Source organism: Burkholderia sp. USMB20 (assembly GCF_000949135.2).
Classification (GTDB): Bacteria; Pseudomonadota; Gammaproteobacteria; order Burkholderiales; family Burkholderiaceae; genus Burkholderia.
Map to the genome: position 1 here is coordinate 95,343 of NZ_JTAN02000015.1, position 20,646 is coordinate 115,988.

At 67.0% G+C, this 20,646-nt stretch carries 19 protein-coding genes and 1 other RNA gene; 11 read left to right on the top strand and 9 right to left on the bottom strand.

Annotated features, from left to right (window positions below):
- The 7 genes from PL79_RS19645 to trxA all read right to left on the bottom strand — a co-directional run bounded on the left by PL79_RS19645 (position 1) and on the right by trxA (position 7,245).
- Positions 1-1,758, bottom strand: a complete 1,758-nt coding sequence (locus PL79_RS19645) for an ArnT family glycosyltransferase (RefSeq protein WP_044847265.1) — start codon at positions 1,756-1,758, stop codon at positions 1-3.
- 224 nt (positions 1,759-1,982) lie between these two features.
- Positions 1,983-2,243, bottom strand: coding sequence for a type B 50S ribosomal protein L31 (locus tag PL79_RS19655; protein ID WP_044847266.1), 261 nt, complete (start codon positions 2,241-2,243; stop codon positions 1,983-1,985).
- Positions 2,244-2,404: 161 nt separating this feature from the next.
- Positions 2,405-3,235 carry a zinc-dependent peptidase gene (locus PL79_RS19660; protein WP_044847267.1) on the bottom strand — a complete coding sequence of 277 codons (831 nt, stop codon included), beginning with the start codon at positions 3,233-3,235 and terminating at the stop codon, positions 2,405-2,407.
- 38 nt (positions 3,236-3,273) lie between these two features.
- The gene (locus PL79_RS19665; RefSeq protein WP_044847268.1) at positions 3,274-4,830 is read right to left on the bottom strand and encodes an MFS transporter; all 1,557 of its coding nucleotides are present in this window, start codon (positions 4,828-4,830) and stop codon (positions 3,274-3,276) included.
- Positions 4,827-5,327 (bottom strand): MerR family transcriptional regulator, encoded by a 501-nt coding sequence (locus tag PL79_RS19670; protein ID WP_044847269.1) that lies wholly within the window; start codon positions 5,325-5,327, stop codon positions 4,827-4,829. Before PL79_RS19670 ends, PL79_RS19665 begins: the two co-directional genes overlap by 4 nt.
- A 133-nt stretch (positions 5,328-5,460) precedes the next feature.
- A complete protein-coding gene (gene rho, locus PL79_RS19675) occupies positions 5,461-6,723 on the bottom strand; it encodes a transcription termination factor Rho (RefSeq protein ID WP_006478662.1) in 1,263 nt (420 codons plus the stop codon).
- A gap of 195 nt (positions 6,724-6,918) precedes the next feature.
- On the bottom strand, positions 6,919-7,245 hold the full coding sequence (gene trxA, locus PL79_RS19680; RefSeq protein ID WP_006402348.1) for a thioredoxin TrxA: 327 nt from the start codon (positions 7,243-7,245) through the stop codon (positions 6,919-6,921).
- Between the two features lie 415 nt (positions 7,246-7,660).
- Here trxA and ffs point away from each other — a divergent pair.
- The 10 genes from ffs to PL79_RS19730 all read left to right on the top strand — a co-directional run bounded on the left by ffs (position 7,661) and on the right by PL79_RS19730 (position 17,222).
- Positions 7,661-7,759, top strand: an RNA gene (gene ffs / locus PL79_RS19685) — signal recognition particle sRNA small type.
- Positions 7,760-7,886: 127 nt separating this feature from the next.
- Positions 7,887-10,250 (top strand): DNA polymerase III subunit gamma/tau, encoded by a 2,364-nt coding sequence (locus PL79_RS19690; RefSeq protein ID WP_235879290.1) that lies wholly within the window; start codon positions 7,887-7,889, stop codon positions 10,248-10,250.
- A gap of 94 nt (positions 10,251-10,344) precedes the next feature.
- Complete coding sequence (locus PL79_RS19695; RefSeq protein WP_006755698.1) at positions 10,345-10,671, top strand: YbaB/EbfC family nucleoid-associated protein; 327 nt, start codon at positions 10,345-10,347, stop codon at positions 10,669-10,671.
- 31 nt (positions 10,672-10,702) lie between these two features.
- Positions 10,703-11,299 (top strand): recombination mediator RecR, encoded by a 597-nt coding sequence (gene recR, locus PL79_RS19700; protein ID WP_044847271.1) that lies wholly within the window; start codon positions 10,703-10,705, stop codon positions 11,297-11,299.
- 48 nt (positions 11,300-11,347) lie between these two features.
- Entirely contained in the window at positions 11,348-12,553 is a 1,206-nt protein-coding gene (locus PL79_RS19705) for a CaiB/BaiF CoA transferase family protein (protein WP_044847272.1), read from the top strand.
- 217 nt (positions 12,554-12,770) lie between these two features.
- Positions 12,771-13,532: a 5'/3'-nucleotidase SurE gene (gene surE, locus PL79_RS19710; RefSeq protein ID WP_124486298.1), complete on the top strand. Its 762-nt coding sequence runs from the start codon at positions 12,771-12,773 to the stop codon at positions 13,530-13,532.
- Entirely contained in the window at positions 13,529-14,458 is a 930-nt protein-coding gene (locus PL79_RS19715) for a protein-L-isoaspartate(D-aspartate) O-methyltransferase (protein WP_044848975.1), read from the top strand. The genes surE and PL79_RS19715 overlap by 4 nt, the downstream gene beginning before the upstream one ends.
- Before the next feature lie 5 nt (positions 14,459-14,463).
- Positions 14,464-15,345, top strand: coding sequence for a peptidoglycan DD-metalloendopeptidase family protein (locus PL79_RS19720; protein WP_044848976.1), 882 nt, complete (start codon positions 14,464-14,466; stop codon positions 15,343-15,345).
- Positions 15,346-15,356: 11 nt separating this feature from the next.
- Complete coding sequence (rpoS, locus tag PL79_RS19725) at positions 15,357-16,442, top strand: RNA polymerase sigma factor RpoS (protein ID WP_040144287.1); 1,086 nt, start codon at positions 15,357-15,359, stop codon at positions 16,440-16,442.
- A 3-nt stretch (positions 16,443-16,445) separates the two neighbouring features.
- Positions 16,446-17,222, top strand: coding sequence for a 3'-5' exonuclease (locus PL79_RS19730; RefSeq protein WP_044848977.1), 777 nt, complete (start codon positions 16,446-16,448; stop codon positions 17,220-17,222).
- Between the two features lie 27 nt (positions 17,223-17,249).
- Here PL79_RS19730 and PL79_RS19735 read toward each other — a convergent pair whose 3' ends face one another.
- Complete coding sequence (locus PL79_RS19735) at positions 17,250-18,110, bottom strand: endonuclease/exonuclease/phosphatase family protein (RefSeq protein WP_044848978.1); 861 nt, start codon at positions 18,108-18,110, stop codon at positions 17,250-17,252.
- Between the two features lie 228 nt (positions 18,111-18,338).
- On the opposite strand from PL79_RS19735, the gene rlmD reads away from it, so the two are divergent.
- Positions 18,339-19,736 carry a 23S rRNA (uracil(1939)-C(5))-methyltransferase RlmD gene (rlmD, locus tag PL79_RS19740; RefSeq protein WP_082088767.1) on the top strand — a complete coding sequence of 466 codons (1,398 nt, stop codon included), beginning with the start codon at positions 18,339-18,341 and terminating at the stop codon, positions 19,734-19,736.
- A 66-nt stretch (positions 19,737-19,802) separates the two neighbouring features.
- Here the strand turns inward: rlmD and PL79_RS19745 are convergent, their stop codons facing one another.
- The gene (locus PL79_RS19745; protein WP_006761414.1) at positions 19,803-20,501 is read right to left on the bottom strand and encodes a Bax inhibitor-1/YccA family protein; all 699 of its coding nucleotides are present in this window, start codon (positions 20,499-20,501) and stop codon (positions 19,803-19,805) included.
- Positions 20,502-20,646 lie beyond the last annotated feature (145 nt).

The following is a 20,646-nucleotide window of genomic DNA, read 5'->3' on the forward strand; positions in this document are numbered from 1 at the left end:
TCAATCGACCGCCCGGTGGCGTGGGCCACGGCGCTTGACGGGCGCCGCCGGCCGCTCGATGCGCTCGTACAGGCGGAAGCGCTCGTCGCGGTCGGCCACGCGGCGGCCTTCCCATACGAGGCGCCACACGTATTGCGACATCGCGCTCGGCTCGCCGAAGTCGGAGCGGTCCTGGCGCAGGATCACGTCGCAGTCGCCCGAGAATTCGAAGTGCATGTCGCCGAAATAAGCGAAGGTCGCGATCTGCGCATCGCCGAGCCGCACGGGCGAGATGCACTCATAGTCTTTCGGCAGGTGCGACGCGATCTGTTGCGCGACGTCGCTGTAGGTCCGGCCGTAGTTGACGATCGGCAGCCACAGCGTCATCAGCAGCACCCACATCAGCGTGGTGCCCGCACCCGACAGCACGACGCTGCGCCACAGCACCTTCGGCTGGCGCGAGACGCGCCAGCGCGCGAGCAGGCACCAGCACACGGTGACGATCACCGCGCAGACGAACGACAGGATCTTGAAGTGCGGTTCGTAGCCCGGCACGAGGCGCGCGAGGTTGCGCGCGAGCGGATGCGGGAAGCCGGTGAGCGACGCGAGCCACACGAGCCACACGAAGGTGCCGAGGATCGTGAAGCTCAGCACCGCGAACCAGTCGAACGCGTTGATCGCGCCGCGCTTGAGGGTCGGCAGCGCGAAGGTGGCGAGCACCGCGAGCGGCGGCAGCAACAGCATGTACATGCGGTTCGACTGCTGGCTCTGCAGGATCACGAGCGCGACGAGCGGCACCACGACCGACAGTGGAATCGCGATGTGCGCGCGGCGGCGCATGCCGGCCCAGCTCCACCAGGCCCAGATCGCGAGCGGCCACGCGGGCCACGTGAACAGCGGCAGGTTCTTCGCCGCATAGGCGAGCACCGCGGTCGGCGGCCCCGAGAAGCGCATCAGGCTGCCGTGGATCCACTGGTTGAAGAACCACGCGGCGTCGTCCGGCGCTGCCTGGAAGGCGGCGAGCGGCCACAGCGCGAAGATCGCGGCCGCGAGCGGCAGGCCGATCAGCGGCAGGCGCAGGTTGCGCATCTCCGGCGTGACGAGCCACAGCGCGGCCGTGCCGGCGAGCAGCGCGACGACCAGCACCGGGTTGCCGGACAGCGCGACGAGGCCGATCGCGGCGCCCCACCACAGAGCACCCTGCAGCGGCTTGTCGATGCCGCGCACGATGCCGTACACGAACATCGCGATCCACGCGAACTGCGCGAGCTGCGGCGTCGTTTCGTGGCCGCGCTCCGCGAGCCCGAAGCATGCGACGAGGACCAGCAGCGCGCCGTCGGCGAGCGTGCGGCCGTAGTCGCGCGGCTCCGGCTCGCCGCCGAATGCGTACTTGAACGGTTGGACCTCCGCACGCCGGCCGAGCAGATAGGCCGCGTACCAGACGAACGCGCACGCGACGCAGAACAGCACGCCCGTGTCGACGCGCGACGCGTTGCTCGCGTCGACCCACGGCGCCAGCGCGCGGATCGAAAGCGCGCCGAGCCAGTAGGCGAGCGGCCCGTCGGTCGTGATGAACTTGCCGACGAGATTCGGCAGCAGCCAGTCGTGCCAGCCGCCGGTGGCCATCGTCCACATCACGCCGAAGCCCGCCGCGTCCTCGTTCTTCCACGGATCGCGGCCGAACAGGCCGAACGCCGCGTAGACGAGGCAGAGCGTGAGCAGCAGCCAGCGCGGCAGCGCGCGCGTGGCGGAGGCGGTGAGGCGAACGACAGGCTTCATGCAGATGAGCGATTTGTTATGGGCGGGCGGCCGGTGCGGTCATGCGCCGACGGCGCGGATTCGAGCATCCGGCATTGTAGACGCGCCGGCCGTTGCGCGTCAGACGATTGCCGGGCCCCGGCCGCCGTGCGGCGTTGTCCCGGCGAGCGGCGACAAAAAAGGGCAGCCTGGGCTGCCCTTTCGTGCGGTACCGGTGCATTGCAACCACCGGAACGGTGCGAAGCTTACTTCGCCTTGCCGTTGGCGCGAACGCCGAACTTGTTCTTGAACTTCTCGACACGGCCTGCCGTGTCCATGATCTTTTGCTGACCCGTGTAGAACGAGTGCGATTCCGACGACACTTCGATCTTGGCGAGCGGGTAGGTCTTGCCTTCGTGTTCGATGGTTTCACGCGTCTGGATCGTCGAGCGCGTGATGAACTTGAAGCCGTTCGACATGTCTTGGAAGACGACTTCGCGGTAGTCCGGGTGAATGCCAGGTTTCATGATGTTCCTTGGTGAGAGCGGTAGCCAACCCGCCGCTTGCCGTGCCGGACCGCACACATTTGCGCGATTTCAGCCGACGTCAAGCCCGGCGCGAGCCACTTGCCTAAGGTCGAAAAACGGCGATTATGCCAGAAAATCAGACGGTTGACGAATAATTTTCATCACGCGTCGAGGGCGCCGGTGCGGGCCGGATCCTGCCGGTAATAGCGGGCGAGCAGCCGGTAGAGCTCCGGAAATTCGGACTCGAACGCGCGCGGTCGCACGAACAGCGCCTCGCTGCACACCGCGAAGAACTCCGACGGGTGATCGGCCGCATAGGGATCGATCAGCGAGTCGCGCTCGAAGCGCGCCCACGCGCGATCCGGCACCGCATCGACGCGCGCGCAGAACTGGTCGTACGCGTGCTCGAACACGTCGGCCCAAGCCTGCGCGTCGAGGTGCGGCGCGTGCCAGCGGCGAAAGAGGGGCGGATAGCCGTCGGCCTCGCCGTTGACCATGTCGATCTTGTGCGCGAACTCGTGGATCACGACGTTGTACGCGTCGCGGCCGTCCGTCATCTGCGCGTCTTCCCACGACAGGATCACCGGCCCGCCTTCCCACGCTTCGCCGCTCGCGTCCTGCTCGACTTCATGGACGACGCCGTCCTCGTCCTGAACGGTCTTGCGGATCACGAATTCGCCCGGATACACGACGACGCCGACCCAGCCGTCGTACAGCGACAGATCGAGATTCAGCACGGGCAGGCACGCCTGCGCGGCGATCGCGACGATCATCTCGTCGGTCAGCTCGAGCCCGTGCGCGGTCGAAAACGATTTCTTCGCGATGAACAGGCTCGTCAGCTCGCGCAGGCGGCCCAGGTCGGCGGGCGTCAGCGCATCCAGGAACGGCAGGCGTGCGACGGTGTCCTGCCACAGCGCATCGGGAATCGGATGGCTGCGCAGCGCGCGGTCGCGGCGGCGATCGTCGAACCAGCGGGTCAGTTTCGAGAGCATGGAAGCAGCGCGGGGAAATCCAAAGCCTGTCTTTTAACTCAATCGATCTCTTTTTGCCATGCCGCGAACAGGCCGCCGACCAGCGCGACGCCCGCGAGGAAATAGAAACCGTCGAGCGACGCGAGGAACGACGCCTGTTGCGCAACCATCCGCGCGATCGATGCGATCGCGAGGGCGTGCGCCTCGTTCAGTGCATGGCCGGCGGCCGCATAACCGCGCGTGAGGGCGTCGACGGTCTGCTGGAACAGCGGATCGAACACGTTCGCGCGCTCGACGAGCCGCGTCTGGTGCAGGGCCAGCCGGTGTTGCTCGACGATGATCACCGACGACGTCGCGAACGAGATCGTCAATTGCCGCACGATGTTCTTCAGCCGATAGCCGTGCGTGTATTCGTCGATCGCGAAGATGCGGAACGTCAGGTTCGCGACCGGCAGCACGATGAACAGCAGCAACAGCCCGCGCAGCAGCAGCGGGACGATCAGCGCGGCCTCGCCGACCTGGGGCGTCATCCGCGTCATCCACAGCGCGGCCGTGACCGCGATCGCGAACCCCGGCACGACGAACCACTTCTTGTGCGTGACGCGCTTCGCATGGCGCAGGTAGGCGAACAGCGCGGTGGCCGAGATCAGCGACATCGTGCCGACCAGGCGCCCGGCGTTCTCGACCGGGTAGCCGAGCCCGCCTTCGAGCAGGCGGGACGTCAGGTAGCTGAAGCCCGTCGACTCGTAGTAATAGAACATGTACAGCAGCAGCCCGACCTGGAACGTGCGCTCGCGAAACGCGTGCAGCCGCACGAGCGGCGTCGGATGGTTCCACTGGTGATAGGCGAACCACGCGAGCGCGCCGAGGCCGGCGATCGTCAGCAGGATCAGCATCGGCGAGCCGCTGTAGAGCTGGTAGTGCACCTGCTGCAGCACGATCTGCAGCGCGCCTTGCGCGAGCGCGAACACGACGTATGGCCAGAAATGCCCGGAGCCGCGTTCGTCGTCGGGCGTCCTGCCGGAATCGGGGAGCGTGAGCAGCGCGAGGATCGCGAACGCGATGCCCGCGGGCGCGGTGCAGGCGAACAGCGCGCGCCACGTCGAATGTGCGACGAGCAGCCCGCCGACGATCGGCGCGAGCGCGCTGCCGAGCAGGATCATGATCAGGAACGCGCGCGTGGCGGGCGGCCGCTCCTGCGGCTTGAAGCTGACCTGGATCAGGATCCGGCAGGCACCCATCATCGGGCCGATGAAATAGCCCTGGAAGCCGCGCGCGAACGCGAGTTCGAGCGACGTGTCGGCGAGCGCGGCCGCGATCGCGCCGAACGAGAACATCAGCATGCAGCCGGCGACGTAGCGGCGATGCCCGAGCCGGTCGACCCACCATTGCTGCTGCAGGACGCCGAGCACGGCCGTGACCGCATACGCGCTCGACGACCACACGAGTTCGTCGGGCGATGCGTTGACGCCGCCCGCGATGTAGCTCGCGAAGAACGAGAAGGCCGCGTTGTCGAAATAGTCGATGCCGGTGACGAGCGCGAGCGCCCACGGGAACAGGTCCGCGCGCAGGTTCGCGCGGCTCCAGAGCGGCGAGCGACCCGGCGCGACGTTCATTCACGGTCCTTGCGCGTACGCCGCGCGCCGGCCTCGGCCTGCCGTTGCGCGATCAGCGCGTCGGGGTTTTCGCCGGCGAGGCGCCGTTCGACGTAGTCGATGTCGTGCTGCAGTTCCTTGCGCAGCGCGACCGCTTCCTTCAACTCGCGCTGGACGGCCGCGATCCGCTCATCGAGCGTGTCGATCTGTTCGGCGAGCCCCGAGCGGATCTCGCGCAACGATGCGTCCGAATAGCGGCGCCGGCCGTCTCCCGTTTCTTCCAGCGGGCGCTTGAGCATCTCGGTGATGCCGTGCAGCGAAAAGCCGAGCGCGCGCAGCCGCAGGATGCGGGCGAAGCGTTCGAGATCGGCTTCGTCGTACAGGCGATAGCGGCCGCCGCTGCGCGACGGCGTGACGAGTCCGCGCTCTTCGTAGTACTTCAGCGTGCGCGGCGTGACGCCGAGCCGCGACGCGGCGTCGCTCACGGTCAGTAGCGAGGGGGAGGCGTCGTTCGGCATCGGGATGGCAGGGGCTTCGGTCGGGACGATGGCGCGATTATAGATCAACCTGTACGTTCACGTACAGGTTGGCGCGAAAAAACGGCCGCCGGGCGAAACGCGCGGGCGGCCGTTCGGTGCGGGGCGAGGGCGATCAGCCGCCGCGGCGCATCAGGTCGAAGAACTCGGAATTGCTCTTCGTCTGGCGGATCTTGTCGAGCAGGAACTCCATCGCCTCGACTTCGTCCATGTCGTGGATGAATTTGCGCAGCACCCAGATCTTTTGCAGGATCTCGGGCTTGATCAGCATTTCTTCGCGGCGCGTGCCCGACTTGTTCAGGTTGATCGACGGATAGACGCGCTTTTCCGCGAGACGGCGCTCGAGGTGCACTTCCATGTTGCCGGTGCCCTTGAACTCTTCGTAGATCACGTCGTCCATGCGGCTGCCGGTCTCGATCAGCGCGGTGCCGATGATCGTCAGCGAGCCGCCTTCCTCGATGTTGCGCGCGGCACCGAAGAAGCGCTTCGGACGCTGCAGCGCGTTCGCGTCGACACCGCCCGTCAGCACCTTGCCCGACGCCGGGATCACGGTGTTGTAGGCGCGTGCGAGACGCGTGATCGAGTCGAGCAGGATCACGACGTCGTGCTTCATTTCGACGAGGCGCTTGGCCTTCTCGATCACCATTTCGGCGACCTGCACGTGACGCGTGGCCGGTTCGTCGAAGGTCGATGCGATCACTTCGCCGGCGACCGAGCGCTGCATTTCTGTCACTTCTTCGGGGCGCTCGTCGATCAGCAGCACGAACAGGATGACGTCCGGATGGTTCTGCTTGATCGCGTGTGCGATGTGCTGGAGCATCACGGTCTTGCCCGACTTCGGCGACGCGACGAGCAGGCCGCGCTGGCCCTTGCCGATCGGCGCGATCATGTCGATGATGCGGCCCGTGACGTTTTCTTCGCCGCGCATTTCGCGTTCGAGCGACAGCGGCTTGTTCGGGTGCAGCGGCGTGAGGTTCTCGAACATGATCTTGTGTTTCGAGGCCTCGGGCGGCTGCCCGTTGACTTTGTCGACCTTCACCAGCGCGAAGTAGCGCTCGCCGTCCTTCGGCGTGCGGACTTCACCTTCGATGGTGTCGCCGGTGTGCAGGTTGAAGCGGCGGATCTGCGACGGGCTGATGTAGATGTCGTCGGTGCTCGCGAGGTACGACATTTCCGGCGAGCGCAGGAAGCCGAAGCCGTCCGGCAGCACTTCGAGCGTACCGTCGCCGAAGATCGTCTCTCCCGTCTTGGCGCGCTTTTTGAGAATGGCGAACATCAGCTCCTGCTTGCGCAGGCGGTTCGCGTTTTCGATCTCCAGGCCATTGGCCATTTCGATCAGTTCGGACACGTGCAGAGACTTGAGCTCGGATAAATGCATACGGAGAACCCGCCAGGGAGGAGAAGCGACGAAAAGAAATAAGGGAGGAGGGGCGAGCGGAGGCGCTCTGAGACTTAATGCGTCTTGTAGACGTTTTTTGATTCTAGCATACGCCGATTCGCGCCTGAGCGGCCGATCGGCGGCTTGACGGCGGACGTGTTGTCGGTTGACAACACGTCCGCGGAACGGCCGGTATTACAGGTGGCTGTCCAGGAATGCGGTGAGTTGCGACTTCGACAGCGCACCGACCTTCTGTGCGGCGGCCGCGCCGTTCTTGAACAGGATCAGCGTCGGGATGCCGCGCACGCCGAACTTCGCAGGCGTTGCCTGGTTGTCGTCGACGTTGATCTTCGCGATCTGCAGCTTGTCGCCGTAGTCCTTCGCGACTTCGTCGAGGATCGGGGCGATCATCTTGCACGGGCCGCACCATTCGGCCCAGAAGTCGACGAGCACGGGCTTGTCGGATTTGACGACGTCCTGTTCGAACGATGCGTCGCTGATGTGTTTGATCTGTTCGCTCATTGGGTCAATACCTCTTACGGTTCGGGGACTGCCTGCTTGGCGCGTTGCGGCGCTCCGGCGGCCTGTCGGCTGCCGGCCGCTGCGGCAGGTCACTCCGCTCCCCGGAAGGAGGGGCGTAAGCGCTGCTTGGCGCGGCTCGCGGGTCGTTCGGGCGTCATATTAGCCTAAATTGCTATCTGCTGCGGGCGGCGATAGTAGCCGCTACGCGAGTAGGGGTACGACGCGCCGTTCGACCGTTGTGATCCGAACGTGGAGGCCGCCTCGCAAAATACAAGAGCCGCGGTCTCTATCGCGGAATCTGTCCGCCTGTTCGCGCCGGATCGACGGGCCCGTACGCGCGCCGGTTCGCTCGATCGTGCGCATTGTTGCGAACAAACGGTCGCATTTGGCCGGAAGCGGTGATAGAATATGCCGTGACGGGCCTCCTCGCATGGTGGGGCGGTGAACCTGGTCAGGTCGGGAACGAAGCAGCCACAATCGTTTTCTGCCAGTGCCGAGGGTCGGGCTCGTCACCTTTCCTCTCGCCCCGTTCGCCGGGCGTTTTTTATTTCTGCGTCATTCTCCGTTTTACCTGCGTCTTGCTCGTTTTCCGCACCGTTTCGCGTGTCGGCGCGACGCAGCGTTACTGATACAATTTCCCGATGACCTATCAAGTTCTCGCACGCAAGTGGCGTCCGAAGGATTTCGCTTCGCTCGTCGGCCAGGAGCACGTCGTCAGGGCGCTCACGCACGCGCTCGACGGCGGGCGTCTCCATCACGCCTATCTGTTTACCGGAACCCGCGGCGTCGGCAAGACGACGCTGTCGCGGATCTTCGCGAAGGCGCTCAACTGTGAAACCGGCGTCACGTCGCAGCCGTGCGGCGTGTGCCGCGCGTGCCGCGAGATCGACGAAGGCCGCTTCGTCGACTACGTCGAAATGGATGCCGCGAGCAACCGCGGCGTCGACGAAATGGCCGCGCTGCTCGAGCGCGCGGTGTACGCGCCCGTCGATGCGCGCTTCAAGGTCTACATGATCGACGAAGTGCACATGCTGACGAACCACGCGTTCAACGCGATGCTGAAGACGCTCGAGGAGCCGCCGCCGCACGTCAAGTTCATCCTCGCGACCACCGATCCGCAAAAGATTCCCGTCACCGTGCTGTCGCGCTGCCTGCAGTTCAACCTGAAGCAGATGCCGGCCGGGCACATCGTGTCGCACCTCGAACGGATCCTCGGCGAAGAGCGGATCTCGTTCGAGCAGCAGGCGCTGCGTCTGCTCGCGCGCGCCGCGCAGGGCAGCATGCGCGATGCGCTGTCGCTGACCGACCAGGCGATCGCGTACTCGGCGAACGAAGTGACCGAATCGGCAGTGTCGGGCATGCTCGGCGCGCTCGACCAGACTTACATGGTGCGCCTGCTCGATGCGCTCGCGGCCGGCGCCGGCCCCGAGATCCTCGCGATCGCCGACGAGATGTCGCTGCGCAGCCTGTCCTTTTCCACCGCGCTGCAGGATCTCGCCAGCCTGCTGCACCGGATCGCCTGGGCGCAGTTCGCGCCGGGCTCGGTGCTCGACGAATGGCCGGAAGCGGCCGATCTGCGCCGCTTCGCGGAGACGTTGAGCCCCGAGCAGGTTCAGCTGTTCTATCAGATCGCGACGGTCGGGCGCGCGGAGCTCGGCCTTGCGCCGGACGAATACGCCGGCTTCACGATGACGTTGCTGCGGATGCTCGCGTTCGAGCCGGCCGTCGGCGCCGGCAGTGCGCCGGGAGGTCGGCCGGCCGTGCCGCGTGCCGTGCCTGCACCAGCATCCGCGCCGCGTGCGGCCGCTGCCGTTGCGTCGGCTGCGGCACCCAGGTCGTCGGCGCCGCAGCCGGCAGCCGTGGCGGCCGCACGTCCGCAAGCGGCTGCGCCCGCTGCGCGTCCGGCAGCGGTCCAGTCCGACGATGCGGCGATTGCGCCGGCAGTGAAGGCTGTTTCGACACCGGCATCTGAATCTGCATCCGCGGCAACATCGGCTGCGACCGCAGCGCCGGCCGCACCGCAGCCGCAAGCGATCCCGGCACCTCAGGCGGTACCGCCGAGCGATGCACCGCCGGCTGTCCGCAACGAACCTGAACCGCCGGTTGCCGCCGCCAGCGCAACGACGAACCTGCGCTGCCTGCCGAACGGCGCGCGTGCTGCGCCGGCCGAACCGCCGCGCGCCGTCTGCCGCGGCGTGCAGCTGCCGCACTCGACGTGCTGCGCACGCCGGCATGCGCGTGTCGTCCGACCGCGCGCGTGCGGCGCCGCGCCAAGCCGCGGCGGCCCAGCCGGCCGTCAAAAGCCGGCGGCATCGCGTCCTGCCGTGCAGGTACCGACGCCGCGCGCGCCGGCCCGCGCGCCGCAGGCTGCCGACACGCGCCAGGCCCCGCCGCCGTGGGAAGACATTCCGCCGGACGAATACGTGCCGCTCAGCGCCGACGAGATGTTCGGCGGTGCGGCGGACGACGGCTTCGTGCCCGTGTTCGACAGCGGCCCCGACGACGTGCGCATTGCGCCGAAGGCAGTGGAGTCCCGTCCGTCCGCGCCGGTCGACACGCGCCCGCTGCCGCCCGCGATCGCGCTCGACCCGGTCGGCTTCGACGGCGAATGGCCGGCGCTGGCCGCGCGGTTGCCGCTGAAGGGCGTCGCGTATCAGCTCGCGTTCAACAGCGAGCTGACGGCCGTCGACGCGACGACGTTGAAACTGTCCGTGCCGGTGCCGCAGTATGCGGACGCCGCCCAGGTCGCGAAACTGAAGGCGGCCCTGGCCGATGCGCTCGGCAAGGCCGTCGAGGTCGCGGTCGAGGTCGGGCCCGCGCGGCGCACCGCGGCGGCACTCGATGCGGCTGCACGTGCGGCACGCCAGCGCGAGGCAGAGCAGGACATCCATGGCGATCCGTTCGTCCAGCAGCTCGTGCGTGACTTCGGCGCGCGTATCGTCGAAGGCTCGGTGCGGCCGCTCGCCGATCCGGCGCCGGACGGCACGCCGCCGACGCTGCATTGAACGAATCGCACTGCGACAGGCACAATCACGCCCGCACACATTGACCGGCACGCGCCGCGTGCCGGTTTTCACACGATCAAGAAGGAGTATTCCCATGTTGAAAGGCAACCTCGCCGGACTGATGAAGCAAGCGCAGCAAATGCAGGAAAACATGAAGAAGATGCAGGAGCAGCTTGCGCAGATCGAAGTCGAAGGGCAGTCGGGTGCCGGCCTCGTCAAGGTGACGATGACCTGCCGCAACGAAGTGCGTCGCGTGGCGATCGACCCGAGCCTGCTCGCGGACGACAAGGACATGCTCGAGGATCTGGTCGCGGCCGCGTTCAACGATGCGGTGCGCAAGGCCGAAGCGACGTCGCAGGAAAAGATGAGCGGCATGACGTCGGGCCTGCCGCTGCCCCCGGGTTTCAAGCTGCCGTTCTGAGCGCAGCCTCCGTTCAGCTTTCAGCCGCCGTATGAAACAGCCGTCCGCCCTGTCCGCGCTCGTCGAAGCGTTGCGCGTATTGCCCGGCGTCGGGCCGAAATCCGCGCAACGCATGGCGTACCACCTGATGCAGCACGATCGGGAGGGCGCGGAACGGCTCGGCCGGTCGTTGCTGTTCGCGACCGAGCACCTGCAGCACTGCGAGAAGTGCAATACCTTCACGGAGGCGCAGATCTGCGAGGTGTGCAGCGACGAGGAGCGTGATCCGACGCTGCTGTGCGTCGTCGAGACGCCGGCCGACCAGATCATGCTCGAGCAGACGATGACGTACCGCGGGCTGTATTTCGTGCTGATGGGGCGGCTGAGCCCGCTCGACGGGATCGGCCCGAAGGAAATCCATTTCGACCGCCTCGTGCGGCGTGCGTCCGACGGTGTCGTCAAGGAGGTCGTGCTCGCGACCAACTTCACGAACGAGGGCGAAGCCACCGCGCACTACCTCGGCCAGACGCTGAAGGCGCGCGGGCTCGCGGTCACGCGCCTCGCGCGCGGCGTGCCGGTGGGCGGCGAACTCGAATACGTCGACGCGGGCACCATCGCCCGCGCGATGCTCGACCGCCGCACGATGTAAGCCGGGCGCCGCCGGCCGGCGGCGCCGTTCCTCATGCCAGGGAGACACATGAGCACCAGCCAGGGCCCGCTCGCGGGCGTCAAAGTGCTCGAATTCGGGACGCTGATCGCGGGGCCGTTCGCATCGCGCCTCTTTGCCGAATTCGGCGCGGAAGTCATCAAGATCGAGGATCCGAACGGCGGCGACCCGCTGCGCAAGTGGCGCAAGCTGCATCCGGAGCAGGGCGGCACGTCGCTGTGGTGGTCGGTCCAGGCACGCAACAAGAAATCGGTCACCCTCAACCTGAAATCCGATGCCGGCAAGGCGATCGCGCGGCAACTTGCGCGCGAGGCCGACATCGTGATCGAAAACTTCCGCCCGGGCCTGCTCGAGAAGCTCGGGCTCGGCTACGACGTGCTGTCGGCCGACAACCCCGGGCTCGTGATGGTGCGCCTGTCCGGTTACGGGCAGACCGGCCCGTACCGCGACCGGCCCGGCTTCGGCGCGATCGCCGAATCGATGGGCGGCTTGCGCCACATCACCGGCTATCCCGATTTGCCGCCGCCGCGCATCGGCATCTCGATCGGCGACTCGATCGCCGCGCTGCACGGCGTGATCGGCGCGATGATGGCGCTCCACCACCGCAACGTGAACGGTGGCGCGGGGCAGGTGGTCGACGTTGCGCTGTACGAAGCGGTGTTCAACATGATGGAAAGCGTGGTGCCCGAGTACGGCGTGTACGGGATGGTGCGCGAGCGTACCGGCGCGTCGCTGCCGGGCATCGTGCCGTCGAACACCTACGCGTGCCGCGACGGCAGCATCGTGATCGGCGGCAACAGCGACCCGATCTTCAAGCGGCTGATGAAGGCGATCGAACGCGACGACCTCGCCGACGATCCCGCGCTCGCTCGCAACGACGGCCGCGTGCCGCGCACGCAGGAGATCGACGACGCGATCGCCGCGTGGCTCGCGCCGCGCACGATCGACGACGCGCTGGCCGTGCTCAACGCGGCCGACGTGCCGGCCGGGCGCATCTACAGCGCCGCCGACATGTTCACCGATCCGCAGTTCATCGCGCGGCAGATGATCCAGCGTTTCAAGCTGGCCGACGGCACCGACATTCCGCTGCCGAACATCACGCCGAAGCTGTCCGGCACGCCGGGCGAAACACGCTGGCTCGGGCCGGAACTCGGCGAGCATACGGACGAGGTGCTGCACAGTCTCGGCTACGACGCGCAGGCGATCGCCGCGCTGCGCGAGGCCGGCGCGATCTGAGCGCCGCGCACTCGACGCTGCGCGTCAGGTTTGCCGAACGGGCATCTCGTCACGGCGGCCCTTCGAGGGGAAAACCCGGGCGGCACCGCGTTTTCCCGAACCTGCAAACGCCGCCGCGCGATGCGACGGCGCACCGCGCGCGCGTCGTGCGTGCGGGCCTGTCCGCACCCGCCGGACTGTCGCTCTCGCGCCATCTTTCCTCGGTTACAATCGCCGGATGCGAATCCTACTCAGCAACGACGACGGCTATCTCGCCCCCGGTCTCGCCGCGCTCAGCGACGCGCTGCAGCCGCTTGCCGACCTCACGGTGATCGCGCCCGAGCAGAATTGCAGCGGCGCGTCGAATTCCCTGACGCTGTCGCGGCCGCTGTCGGTGCAGCGCGCGACGAATACGGGTTTCTTCTACGTGAACGGCACACCGACCGATTCGGTGCACGTCGCGCTGACCGGGATGGCCGACGCGCGGCCCGACCTCGTCGTGTCCGGGATCAACAACGGCCAGAACATGGGCGAAGACACGCTCTATTCAGGGACAGTTGCGGCCGCCACCGAAGGCATCATGTTCGGCGTGCCGGCCATCGCGTTTTCGCTGGCCGACAAGGGCTGGGCGCATCTGGCGGATGCGGCGCGCGTCGCCGCGGAAATCGTCGAGCACTTTCTCGCGCATCCGCTGCCCGGTCAGCCGCTGCTGAACGTCAATATTCCGAATCTGCCGTACGACGAACTGAAAGGCTGGCAGGTCACGCGCCTCGGCAAGCGTCACCCGTCCCAGCCGGTGATTCGCCAGACCGACCCGCGCGGCGAGCCGGTCTACTGGATCGGCGCCGCGGGTGCGGCGCTGGACGCGAGCGAAGGCACCGATTTCCACGCCGTCGCAAACGGTTTCGTCTCGATCACGCCGCTGCAGCTCGATCTCACGCATACGCAAATGCTGCCTGCAACGCGCGAATGGGCGCGCGCAGGGGGGCGGGCTTCATGAGCGGCGAGCGCGCGAAGCGGTTCCCGCTCGCGCTCGAAGATCTCAAGCGAGCGCCACGCAAATCGGAGGGCCGGGCCGGTGAACGCCATGCGGCGAGCGCGGTGCCGAAGGCCGTCGACAAGCCCGCTGCCGTGCTGAAGCCGGTGGCGGTGAAGGCGGGCGTCGCGCGCACGGTGCCCGGTGCGGCCGCCGCGAAGCCGGCGAGCGCACCGAAGCCGACCGCGCTGAAGCCCGCGATGCCGAAGCCGGCGGCGCCGAGCGTCGCGCCGGCCGGTGCATTCGCGTTGACGTCGGAACGTGTGCGCGAGCGCATGGTCGAACGCCTGCGCGCGAACGGCGTGACCGACGCGCGCGTGCTGGATGCGATGGCCGCGGTGCCGCGCCACCTGTTCGTGGATCCCGGGCTCGCGACGCAGGCGTACGAGGATGCCGCGTTGCCTATCGGCCACCAGCAAACGATTTCAAAGCCGTCGGTCGTCGCGCGCATGATCGAGCTCGCGATGGCCGGCCGCACGCTCGAGCGCGTCCTCGAGATCGGCACCGGTTGCGGCTACCAGGCCGCGGTGCTGAGTCACGTGGCACGCGACGTGTATTCGATTGAACGCATCAAGCCGCTCTACGAGCGCGCGAAGCTGAACCTGCGGCCGCTGCGCGTGCCGAACATCCGTCTGCATTACGGCGACGGGCGTGTCGGCCTGCCGTCCGCGGGCCCGTTCGACGCGATCGTGATCGCGGCGGCGGGGCTCGACGTGCCGCAGGCGCTGCTCGAGCAGCTCGCGATCGGCGGGCGGCTCGTCGCGCCGGTCGGCGCGCAGAGCGGGCAGCCCCAGGTGCTCACGCTCGTCGAGCGCGTCGCGCACGCGCAATGGCGGGAGTCCCGGCTTGATCGCGTTTTCTTTGTCCCTTTAAAATCCGGAGTGATTTGAAACCGATGAGTATGTTGCGCGCGATGCAAAACAACCGAACCAGGGAACCGCTCACGTTCGCCCAGCGCGCGATCTGTGTGGCTGCGTTCTCCACGCTACTGGCCGCCTGTGCGACGCGGCTCGACAACGCGCCCGTCGTCGACCGCTCCGGATCGCTCGGCACGACCGCCGCCGCGCAGCCGGCAGTGCCGCTCGGCCCGCCGCCGCCCGGCTTCTACCGTGTGAAACCGGGCGATACGCTGTACCGGATCGCGCTCGAGAACGGGCAGAACTATCGCGACATCGCCACCTGGAACAACCTGGCGAACCCGAATCAGATCGAAGTCGACCAGCTGCTGCGTGTCGCGCCGCCGGGCGGTGCCGCGCTTGCCGGCTCGCCGGCTGCCGCACCGATCACCGGCGCCGCCGTCGCGACCGCGCCGCTCAGCAGCGGTCCCGCGACGCCGGCCGCGGGCTCGTCGTCCGCGAGCACGCCGCCGGCTGCCGCCGCATCGAGCGATACGGCAGCCGCGCCGAGCGGCCCCGTGACGTTCGCATGGCCCGTGCGCGGTCCGGTGCTGAACGGTTTCGACGACGCGAAGAACAAGGGCGTCAATATCGGCGGCACGTCCGGCGAGGCCGTGAAGGCGGCGGCCGACGGCCGCGTCGTCTACTCGGGCAACGGCCTGCGTGGCTATGGCAACCTCATTATCATCAAACACGATGCAACTTACCTCACGGCGTATGCACACAATCGCGCTTTGATGGTAAAAGAGGGGGACGCGGTAACGAAGGGGCAGAAGATCGCCGAGATGGGTAATAGCGATGCCGACCGCGTGATGCTGCATTTCGAGGTTCGCCGGCAGGGTAAACCTGTCGATCCGCTGAAGTATTTGCCGCCTCAATAACCGAGACGACCATGCCGAAATCGAAGCGCCACGAGCCGCAAGCCGAATCTGAGAAGATCAGTCGTGCCACGCAAGCATCGGTGGAGCGAGCTGGCGCTTCGACGGACGACGAAGACGACGTCGCGGAAAACGAACGCGATCTCGAGGCACGCGACGCCGAAGCGGACGGCGACGACGAGCACGAAGGTCGGGCGGAAGCCGCGCCCGACGTCGACGATTTCCGCGCATTGCTGCAGGCCGAACTCACGGCCGACACGATCCAGCATTACCTGAACCGTATCAGCGTGAAGCCGCTCCTGACCGTCGAGGAGGAGCAGCGCTATTCGCGTCTTGCGAAGGCCGGCGAATTCGAGGCGCGGCAGGTGATGATCGAGCGCAACCTGCGTCTCGTCGTCAGTATCGCGAAGGGTTACCTGAACCGCGGCGTGCCGCTGCTCGACCTGATCGAGGAGGGCAACCTCGGCCTGATGCACGCGATCGAGAAATTCGATCCGACGCGTGGCTTTCGGTTCTCGACCTACGCGACGTGGTGGATCCGGCAGAGCATCGAACGGGCGATCATGAACCAGGCCCGCACCGTGCGTCTGCCCGTGCACGTGATCCGCGAACTGAACCAGGTGCTGCGCGCGAAGCGCCACCTCGAAAAGAATTCGATGTCGACGGGCGAGGCGGCCGAGCGCCGTGAAGCCAGTATCGACGACATCGCCTATCTCACCGGCAAGACCGCCGAGGAAGTCACCGACATCCTCGCGCTCAACGAGCACACCGCGTCGCTCGACGCGCCGCTCGATCTCGATCCCGCGAGCAGCCTGCTCGACCTGCTGCCCGACGACCAGAGCCAGTCGCCCGACGCGGAGGTGCAGCACCGCGAACTCGAGACGCTCACGCGCGCATGGCTGTCGCGGCTGTCCGACAAGCATCGGCACGTGATCGAGCGCCGCTTCGGCCTGAACCACATCGAACCGGCCACGCTCGAGGAGCTGGCCGACGAGATGGGGCTCACGCGCGAGCGCGTGCGGCAGATCCAGCAGGAAGCGCTGGTGCGCCTCAAGCGGTTCTTTGCCTCCAATGGCGTGCGCAAGGACGCCGTTCTGTAACTGATGACACCGATTCTCGTTTTTGACATCGAGACCATTCCCGATGTCGACGGCATTCGCCGTCTTGAAGACCTGCCCGCGACGCTGGACGATGCCGCGGTGGCCGAACATGCGTTCGCCGCGCGCCGCGAGAAGACCGGCAGCGATTTCCTGCCGCATCACCTGCAGCGCATCGCGGCGATCTCCTGCGTGTTCCGCGACAACAACGGTTTCCGCGTTCGGTCGCTGGGCACACCCCAGGACAATGAGGCGACACTGGTCCAGTCGTTCTATCGCGTGATCGAGAAATACACGCCGCAGCTCGTGTCGTGGAACGGCGGCGGCTTCGATCTGCCGGTGCTCCATTACCGTGCGCTCGTACACGGGATCCCCGCGACGCGCTACTGGGATCTGGGCGAGGACGACCGCGAGTTCAAGTGGAACAACTACATCTCGCGTTATCACTCGCGGCACACCGATCTGATGGACGTGCTCGCGATGTATCAGGCGCGCGCGAATGCGCCGCTCGACGCGCTCGCGAAGCTGTGCGGCTTCCCGGGCAAGCTCGGAATGGACGGCAGCCAGGTGTGGCCGGCGTTCCAGGATGGCCGGATCGAGGAAATCCGCAACTATTGCGAAACCGACGTCGTCAATACCTACCTGCTGTATTGCCGGTTCCAGCTGATGCGCGGCGGCCTGACGCCGAGCGAATATGCGGACGAGATCCTGCTCGTGAAGAATTCGCTCGCGCAGGAGCCCGCGTCGCACTGGGCCGAATACCTGGCCGGTTTCGACGCGTGACGCGGGCGGCCCGCATGGCGGCCGCGATCAATTTCGATCGAGTTCGAGCACGACCGGCTGGTGATCCGATTCGCGCGCGTCGCCGTCGATTTCGCAGCGCGTGACGCGCGCCAGCAGCGTATCGGTCACGAACACGAAGTCGCATGCGAGCGGCCCGTCGGACCATTGCGCCGTGTCGTAGACGCCGGCGGTCGGCGGCGGCGTGCGGCCCGGGTGCCGGGCGATCCACGCATCGACGAACGACGGTGCGTCGGCGATCGGCTCGAGCATGCGCCGGTACGCGTCGCTGCCGAACGCGCTGTTGAAGTCGCCGCAGAGGATGGCATCACGCGGCTGGACGGTCTCGCTGAACGGCCCCGTGGCATTTTCGGCCGGCGCAGGCTGGTCCGCATGCGCACACGCTTCGCGGTGCCGGGCGCGCAATGCGTCGACCTGCGCGAGTCGCTGGCGCGCCGAATAGAATTCCAGATGCGTCGTGACGACCCGCAGCCGACCCGACGGTAACACCAGTTCGACGTCGAGCGCGACGCGCGGCATGGAAGGCGCGTCGGCGTCTGCCGGCCACGGCAGCAATTGGCGCAGCACGCGCCCGATCGGCAGCCGGGTCGCGACCGCATTGCCGAACTGGCGGCGCGGTGCGCCGGGTTCGAGCGGCGGCAGGTCGGCGCCGACCGCTTCGACGATCGTATAACCGGGCAGCAACGCCGCCAGTTCGGCGAACTGGTCGGGGCCGGGCTGGCCGGGCAGTGCGCCGAAACCGCGCGTGACTTCCTGCAGGCACAGCACGTCGAAGTCGCCGAGCCGGCGAGCGGCGGCGATCGTGCGCGGTAGGTCGACGACGCCGTCCGCGTCCCGACCCCATTGGATGTTCCAGTCGATCAGTCGCATGGTCGAGTCTCCCGAATCTCCTGAGTCTGTTGCGAGCAGAACGTGTGCCGCCGGCTGAGCTCGCGAGAGGCCGCGCATGCGGGCCGGCGGCGGGCGGCCTGCGGGTCGTTCCCGCATGACGCGGCGCGGCAGAGGCGTCAGTATCGACGCTTGCGCCACGAAAGCGGGCGACGCGGGCTTTCGTCGTCTACAATCTCGCCTTCTTCAACGTTTTGTCAGGAAAAGCTGGTGTCCGAAGCTGTCCCCACTTCTGCGCGCAAATCGAAAAATGCGCCCGTCGCGCCCGGGCCTGCCCCGGTTCTCGAGATCGAATCGCTCGACATGGAAGCGCGCGGTGTCGGCCGCACGGCGACCGAGGACGGCACGCCGGGCAAGGTCATCTTCGTCGAGGGTGCGCTGCCCGGCGAGCGCGTGACCTATTCGAGCTACCGTCGCAAGCCGAGCTACGAGCAGGCGACCGTCGTCGACATTCTGCGCCCGAGCGTGCTGCGCACGGAGCCGAAATGCAAATTCTTCGGCACCTGCGGCGGCTGCTCGATGCAGCACCTCGACATGCGCGCGCAGGTGGCGATCAAGCAGCGCGTGCTCGAGGACAACCTGTGGCACCTCTCGAAGCTGCGCGCCGAGACGATGTTCGCGCCGATCCACGGCCCGTCGTGGGGCTACCGTTATCGTGCGCGCCTGACCGTGCGCAACGTCGCGAAGAAGGGCGGCGTGCTGGTCGGGTTCCATGAAAAGAAGAGCAGCTATGTCGCCGACATGACGAGTTGCGAAGTGTTGCCGCCGCACGTGTCGGCGATGCTCGTGCCGCTGCGCCGGCTGGTCGAGGGGCTGTCGATCCGTGACCGGATGCCGCAGATCGAGCTCGCGGTCGGTTCGCAAGTCACGGCACTGGTGCTGCGCGTGCTGGAGCCGATCAATGCGGACGACGAAGCGCTGCTGCGCGCGTTCGCCGACGAGCACAAGGTGCAGTTCTGGCTGCAGCCGAAGGGCCCGGACACGGTGACGCCGTTCTATCCGCTCGACGTGCCGCTCGACTATACGCTGCCGGAGTTCGGCATCCGCATGCCGTTCAAGCCGACCGACTTCACGCAGGTCAACCATCAGATCAACCGCGTGCTGGTGGGGCGCGCGCTGCGCCTGCTCGCGCCGTCGCGTGACGATCGCGTGCTCGACCTGTTCTGCGGGATCGGCAACTTCACGCTGCCGCTCGCGCGGCTGTCGCGCGAGGTGATGGGCATCGAAGGCAGCGAGACGCTGACGACCCGCGCGCTCGCGAATGCGCGCGAGAACGGCGTCGACGGCCATACGACGTTCGCGTGCCGGAACCTGTTCGAGGTGACGGGCGACGACCTGCGTGCGCTCGGCGCCTTCGACAAGTTCCTGATCGACCCGCCGCGCGAAGGCGCGCTCGCGGTGTCGAAGGCGCTGGCCGAAATCGCGCAGAGCGGCGAAGGCCCGCTGCCGAAGCGCATCGTCTACGTGTCGTGCAACCCGTCGACGCTCGCGCGCGACGCAGGCCTGCTCGTGCACGAGGCCGGCTACCGGCTGAAGGGCGCCGGCGTCGTGAACATGTTCCCGAATACGTCGCACGTCGAATCGATCGCGCTGTTCGAGCGCGACTGAGCGGGCGGGCGGTGGACGTAAAAAAACCGGCCCTCGGGCCGGTTTTTTTATCGGGTACGGCGAACGTCAGTTGCGGTTGCCGCCGAAGATGCCGAGCAGCGCGAGCAGGTTCGTGAACACGTTGTACAGGTCGAGGTAGATCGCGAGCGTGGCCGAGATGTAGTTCGTCTCGCCGCCGTTCACGACGCGCTGGACGTCGAACAGCATGTAGGCCGAGAAGATCGCGATCGCGAGCACCGACACGGTGAGCATCAGCGCCGGCAGTTGTAGGAAGATGTTCGCGACCGAGGCCAGCAGGATCACGATCACGCCCATGAACAGCCATTTGCCGAGCCCGGAGAAGTCGCGCTTGCTGACCGTGGCGATCGTCGCCATCGCGGCGAAGATGATGCCGGTGCCGCCGAACGCGAGCATGATCAGCGACGGGCCGTTCGAGAAGCCGAGGATGAAGCTCAGCAGGCGCGACAGCATCAGGCCCATGAAGAACGTGAAGCCGAGCAGCACGAACACGCCGGCCGCGCTGTTTTTCGTCCGCTCGATCGCGAACATGAAGCCGAACGCGATTGCGAAGAACGCGAGCAGGCTCATCATCGGGCTCGTGGCCGCGAACAGCGAGAAGCCCGTCGCGACGCCGACCCATGCCCCGAGCACCGTCGGCACCATCGACAGCGCGAGCAGCCAGTACGTGTTCCGCAGCACGCGATTGCGAACCTCCGCGGTGCTGACGGAGCCGCCGCGGCCGAAATTGTACGGATAGTCGTTCATGGTTTCTCCTAACATTGAACGCGTGGGCGTCCGGGGCCGGTTCGGCGCGCGCGGTGTGCGGCGCAGCAAACCGGAGCAGCTATGGCTAAGATACGTTCCGTGCCGCGAGGTTTCAATGGCCGGGCGGCGCAAAAAACATATGGAT

Bases quoted from the DNA above. Each gene is read 5' to 3' on its own strand.
- PL79_RS19695 (WP_006755698.1), top strand. From the start codon at position 10,345: ATGTTGAAAGGCAACCTCGCCGGACTGATGAAGCAAGCGCAGCAAATG.
- trxA (WP_006402348.1), bottom strand. From the start codon at position 7,245: ATGAGCGAACAGATCAAACACATCAGCGACGCATCGTTCGAACAGGAC.
- PL79_RS19660 (WP_044847267.1), bottom strand. From the start codon at position 3,235: ATGCTCTCGAAACTGACCCGCTGGTTCGACGATCGCCGCCGCGACCGC.
- rpoS (WP_040144287.1), top strand. From the start codon at position 15,357: ATGCCGAAATCGAAGCGCCACGAGCCGCAAGCCGAATCTGAGAAGATC.
- PL79_RS19705 (WP_044847272.1), top strand. From the start codon at position 11,348: ATGAGCACCAGCCAGGGCCCGCTCGCGGGCGTCAAAGTGCTCGAATTC.
- PL79_RS19735 (WP_044848978.1), bottom strand. From the start codon at position 18,110: ATGCGACTGATCGACTGGAACATCCAATGGGGTCGGGACGCGGACGGC.
- PL79_RS19745 (WP_006761414.1), bottom strand. From the start codon at position 20,501: ATGAACGACTATCCGTACAATTTCGGCCGCGGCGGCTCCGTCAGCACC.
- PL79_RS19655 (WP_044847266.1), bottom strand. From the start codon at position 2,243: ATGAAACCTGGCATTCACCCGGACTACCGCGAAGTCGTCTTCCAAGAC.
- PL79_RS19665 (WP_044847268.1), bottom strand. From the start codon at position 4,830: ATGAACGTCGCGCCGGGTCGCTCGCCGCTCTGGAGCCGCGCGAACCTG.
- PL79_RS19690 (WP_235879290.1), top strand. From the start codon at position 7,887: ATGACCTATCAAGTTCTCGCACGCAAGTGGCGTCCGAAGGATTTCGCT.
- PL79_RS19715 (WP_044848975.1), top strand. From the start codon at position 13,529: ATGAGCGGCGAGCGCGCGAAGCGGTTCCCGCTCGCGCTCGAAGATCTC.
- recR (WP_044847271.1), top strand. From the start codon at position 10,703: ATGAAACAGCCGTCCGCCCTGTCCGCGCTCGTCGAAGCGTTGCGCGTA.
- rho (WP_006478662.1), bottom strand. From the start codon at position 6,723: ATGCATTTATCCGAGCTCAAGTCTCTGCACGTGTCCGAACTGATCGAA.
- PL79_RS19645 (WP_044847265.1), bottom strand. From the start codon at position 1,758: ATGAAGCCTGTCGTTCGCCTCACCGCCTCCGCCACGCGCGCGCTGCCG.
- surE (WP_124486298.1), top strand. From the start codon at position 12,771: ATGCGAATCCTACTCAGCAACGACGACGGCTATCTCGCCCCCGGTCTC.
- PL79_RS19670 (WP_044847269.1), bottom strand. From the start codon at position 5,327: ATGCCGAACGACGCCTCCCCCTCGCTACTGACCGTGAGCGACGCCGCG.
- PL79_RS19720 (WP_044848976.1), top strand. From the start codon at position 14,464: ATGAGTATGTTGCGCGCGATGCAAAACAACCGAACCAGGGAACCGCTC.
- PL79_RS19730 (WP_044848977.1), top strand. From the start codon at position 16,446: ATGACACCGATTCTCGTTTTTGACATCGAGACCATTCCCGATGTCGAC.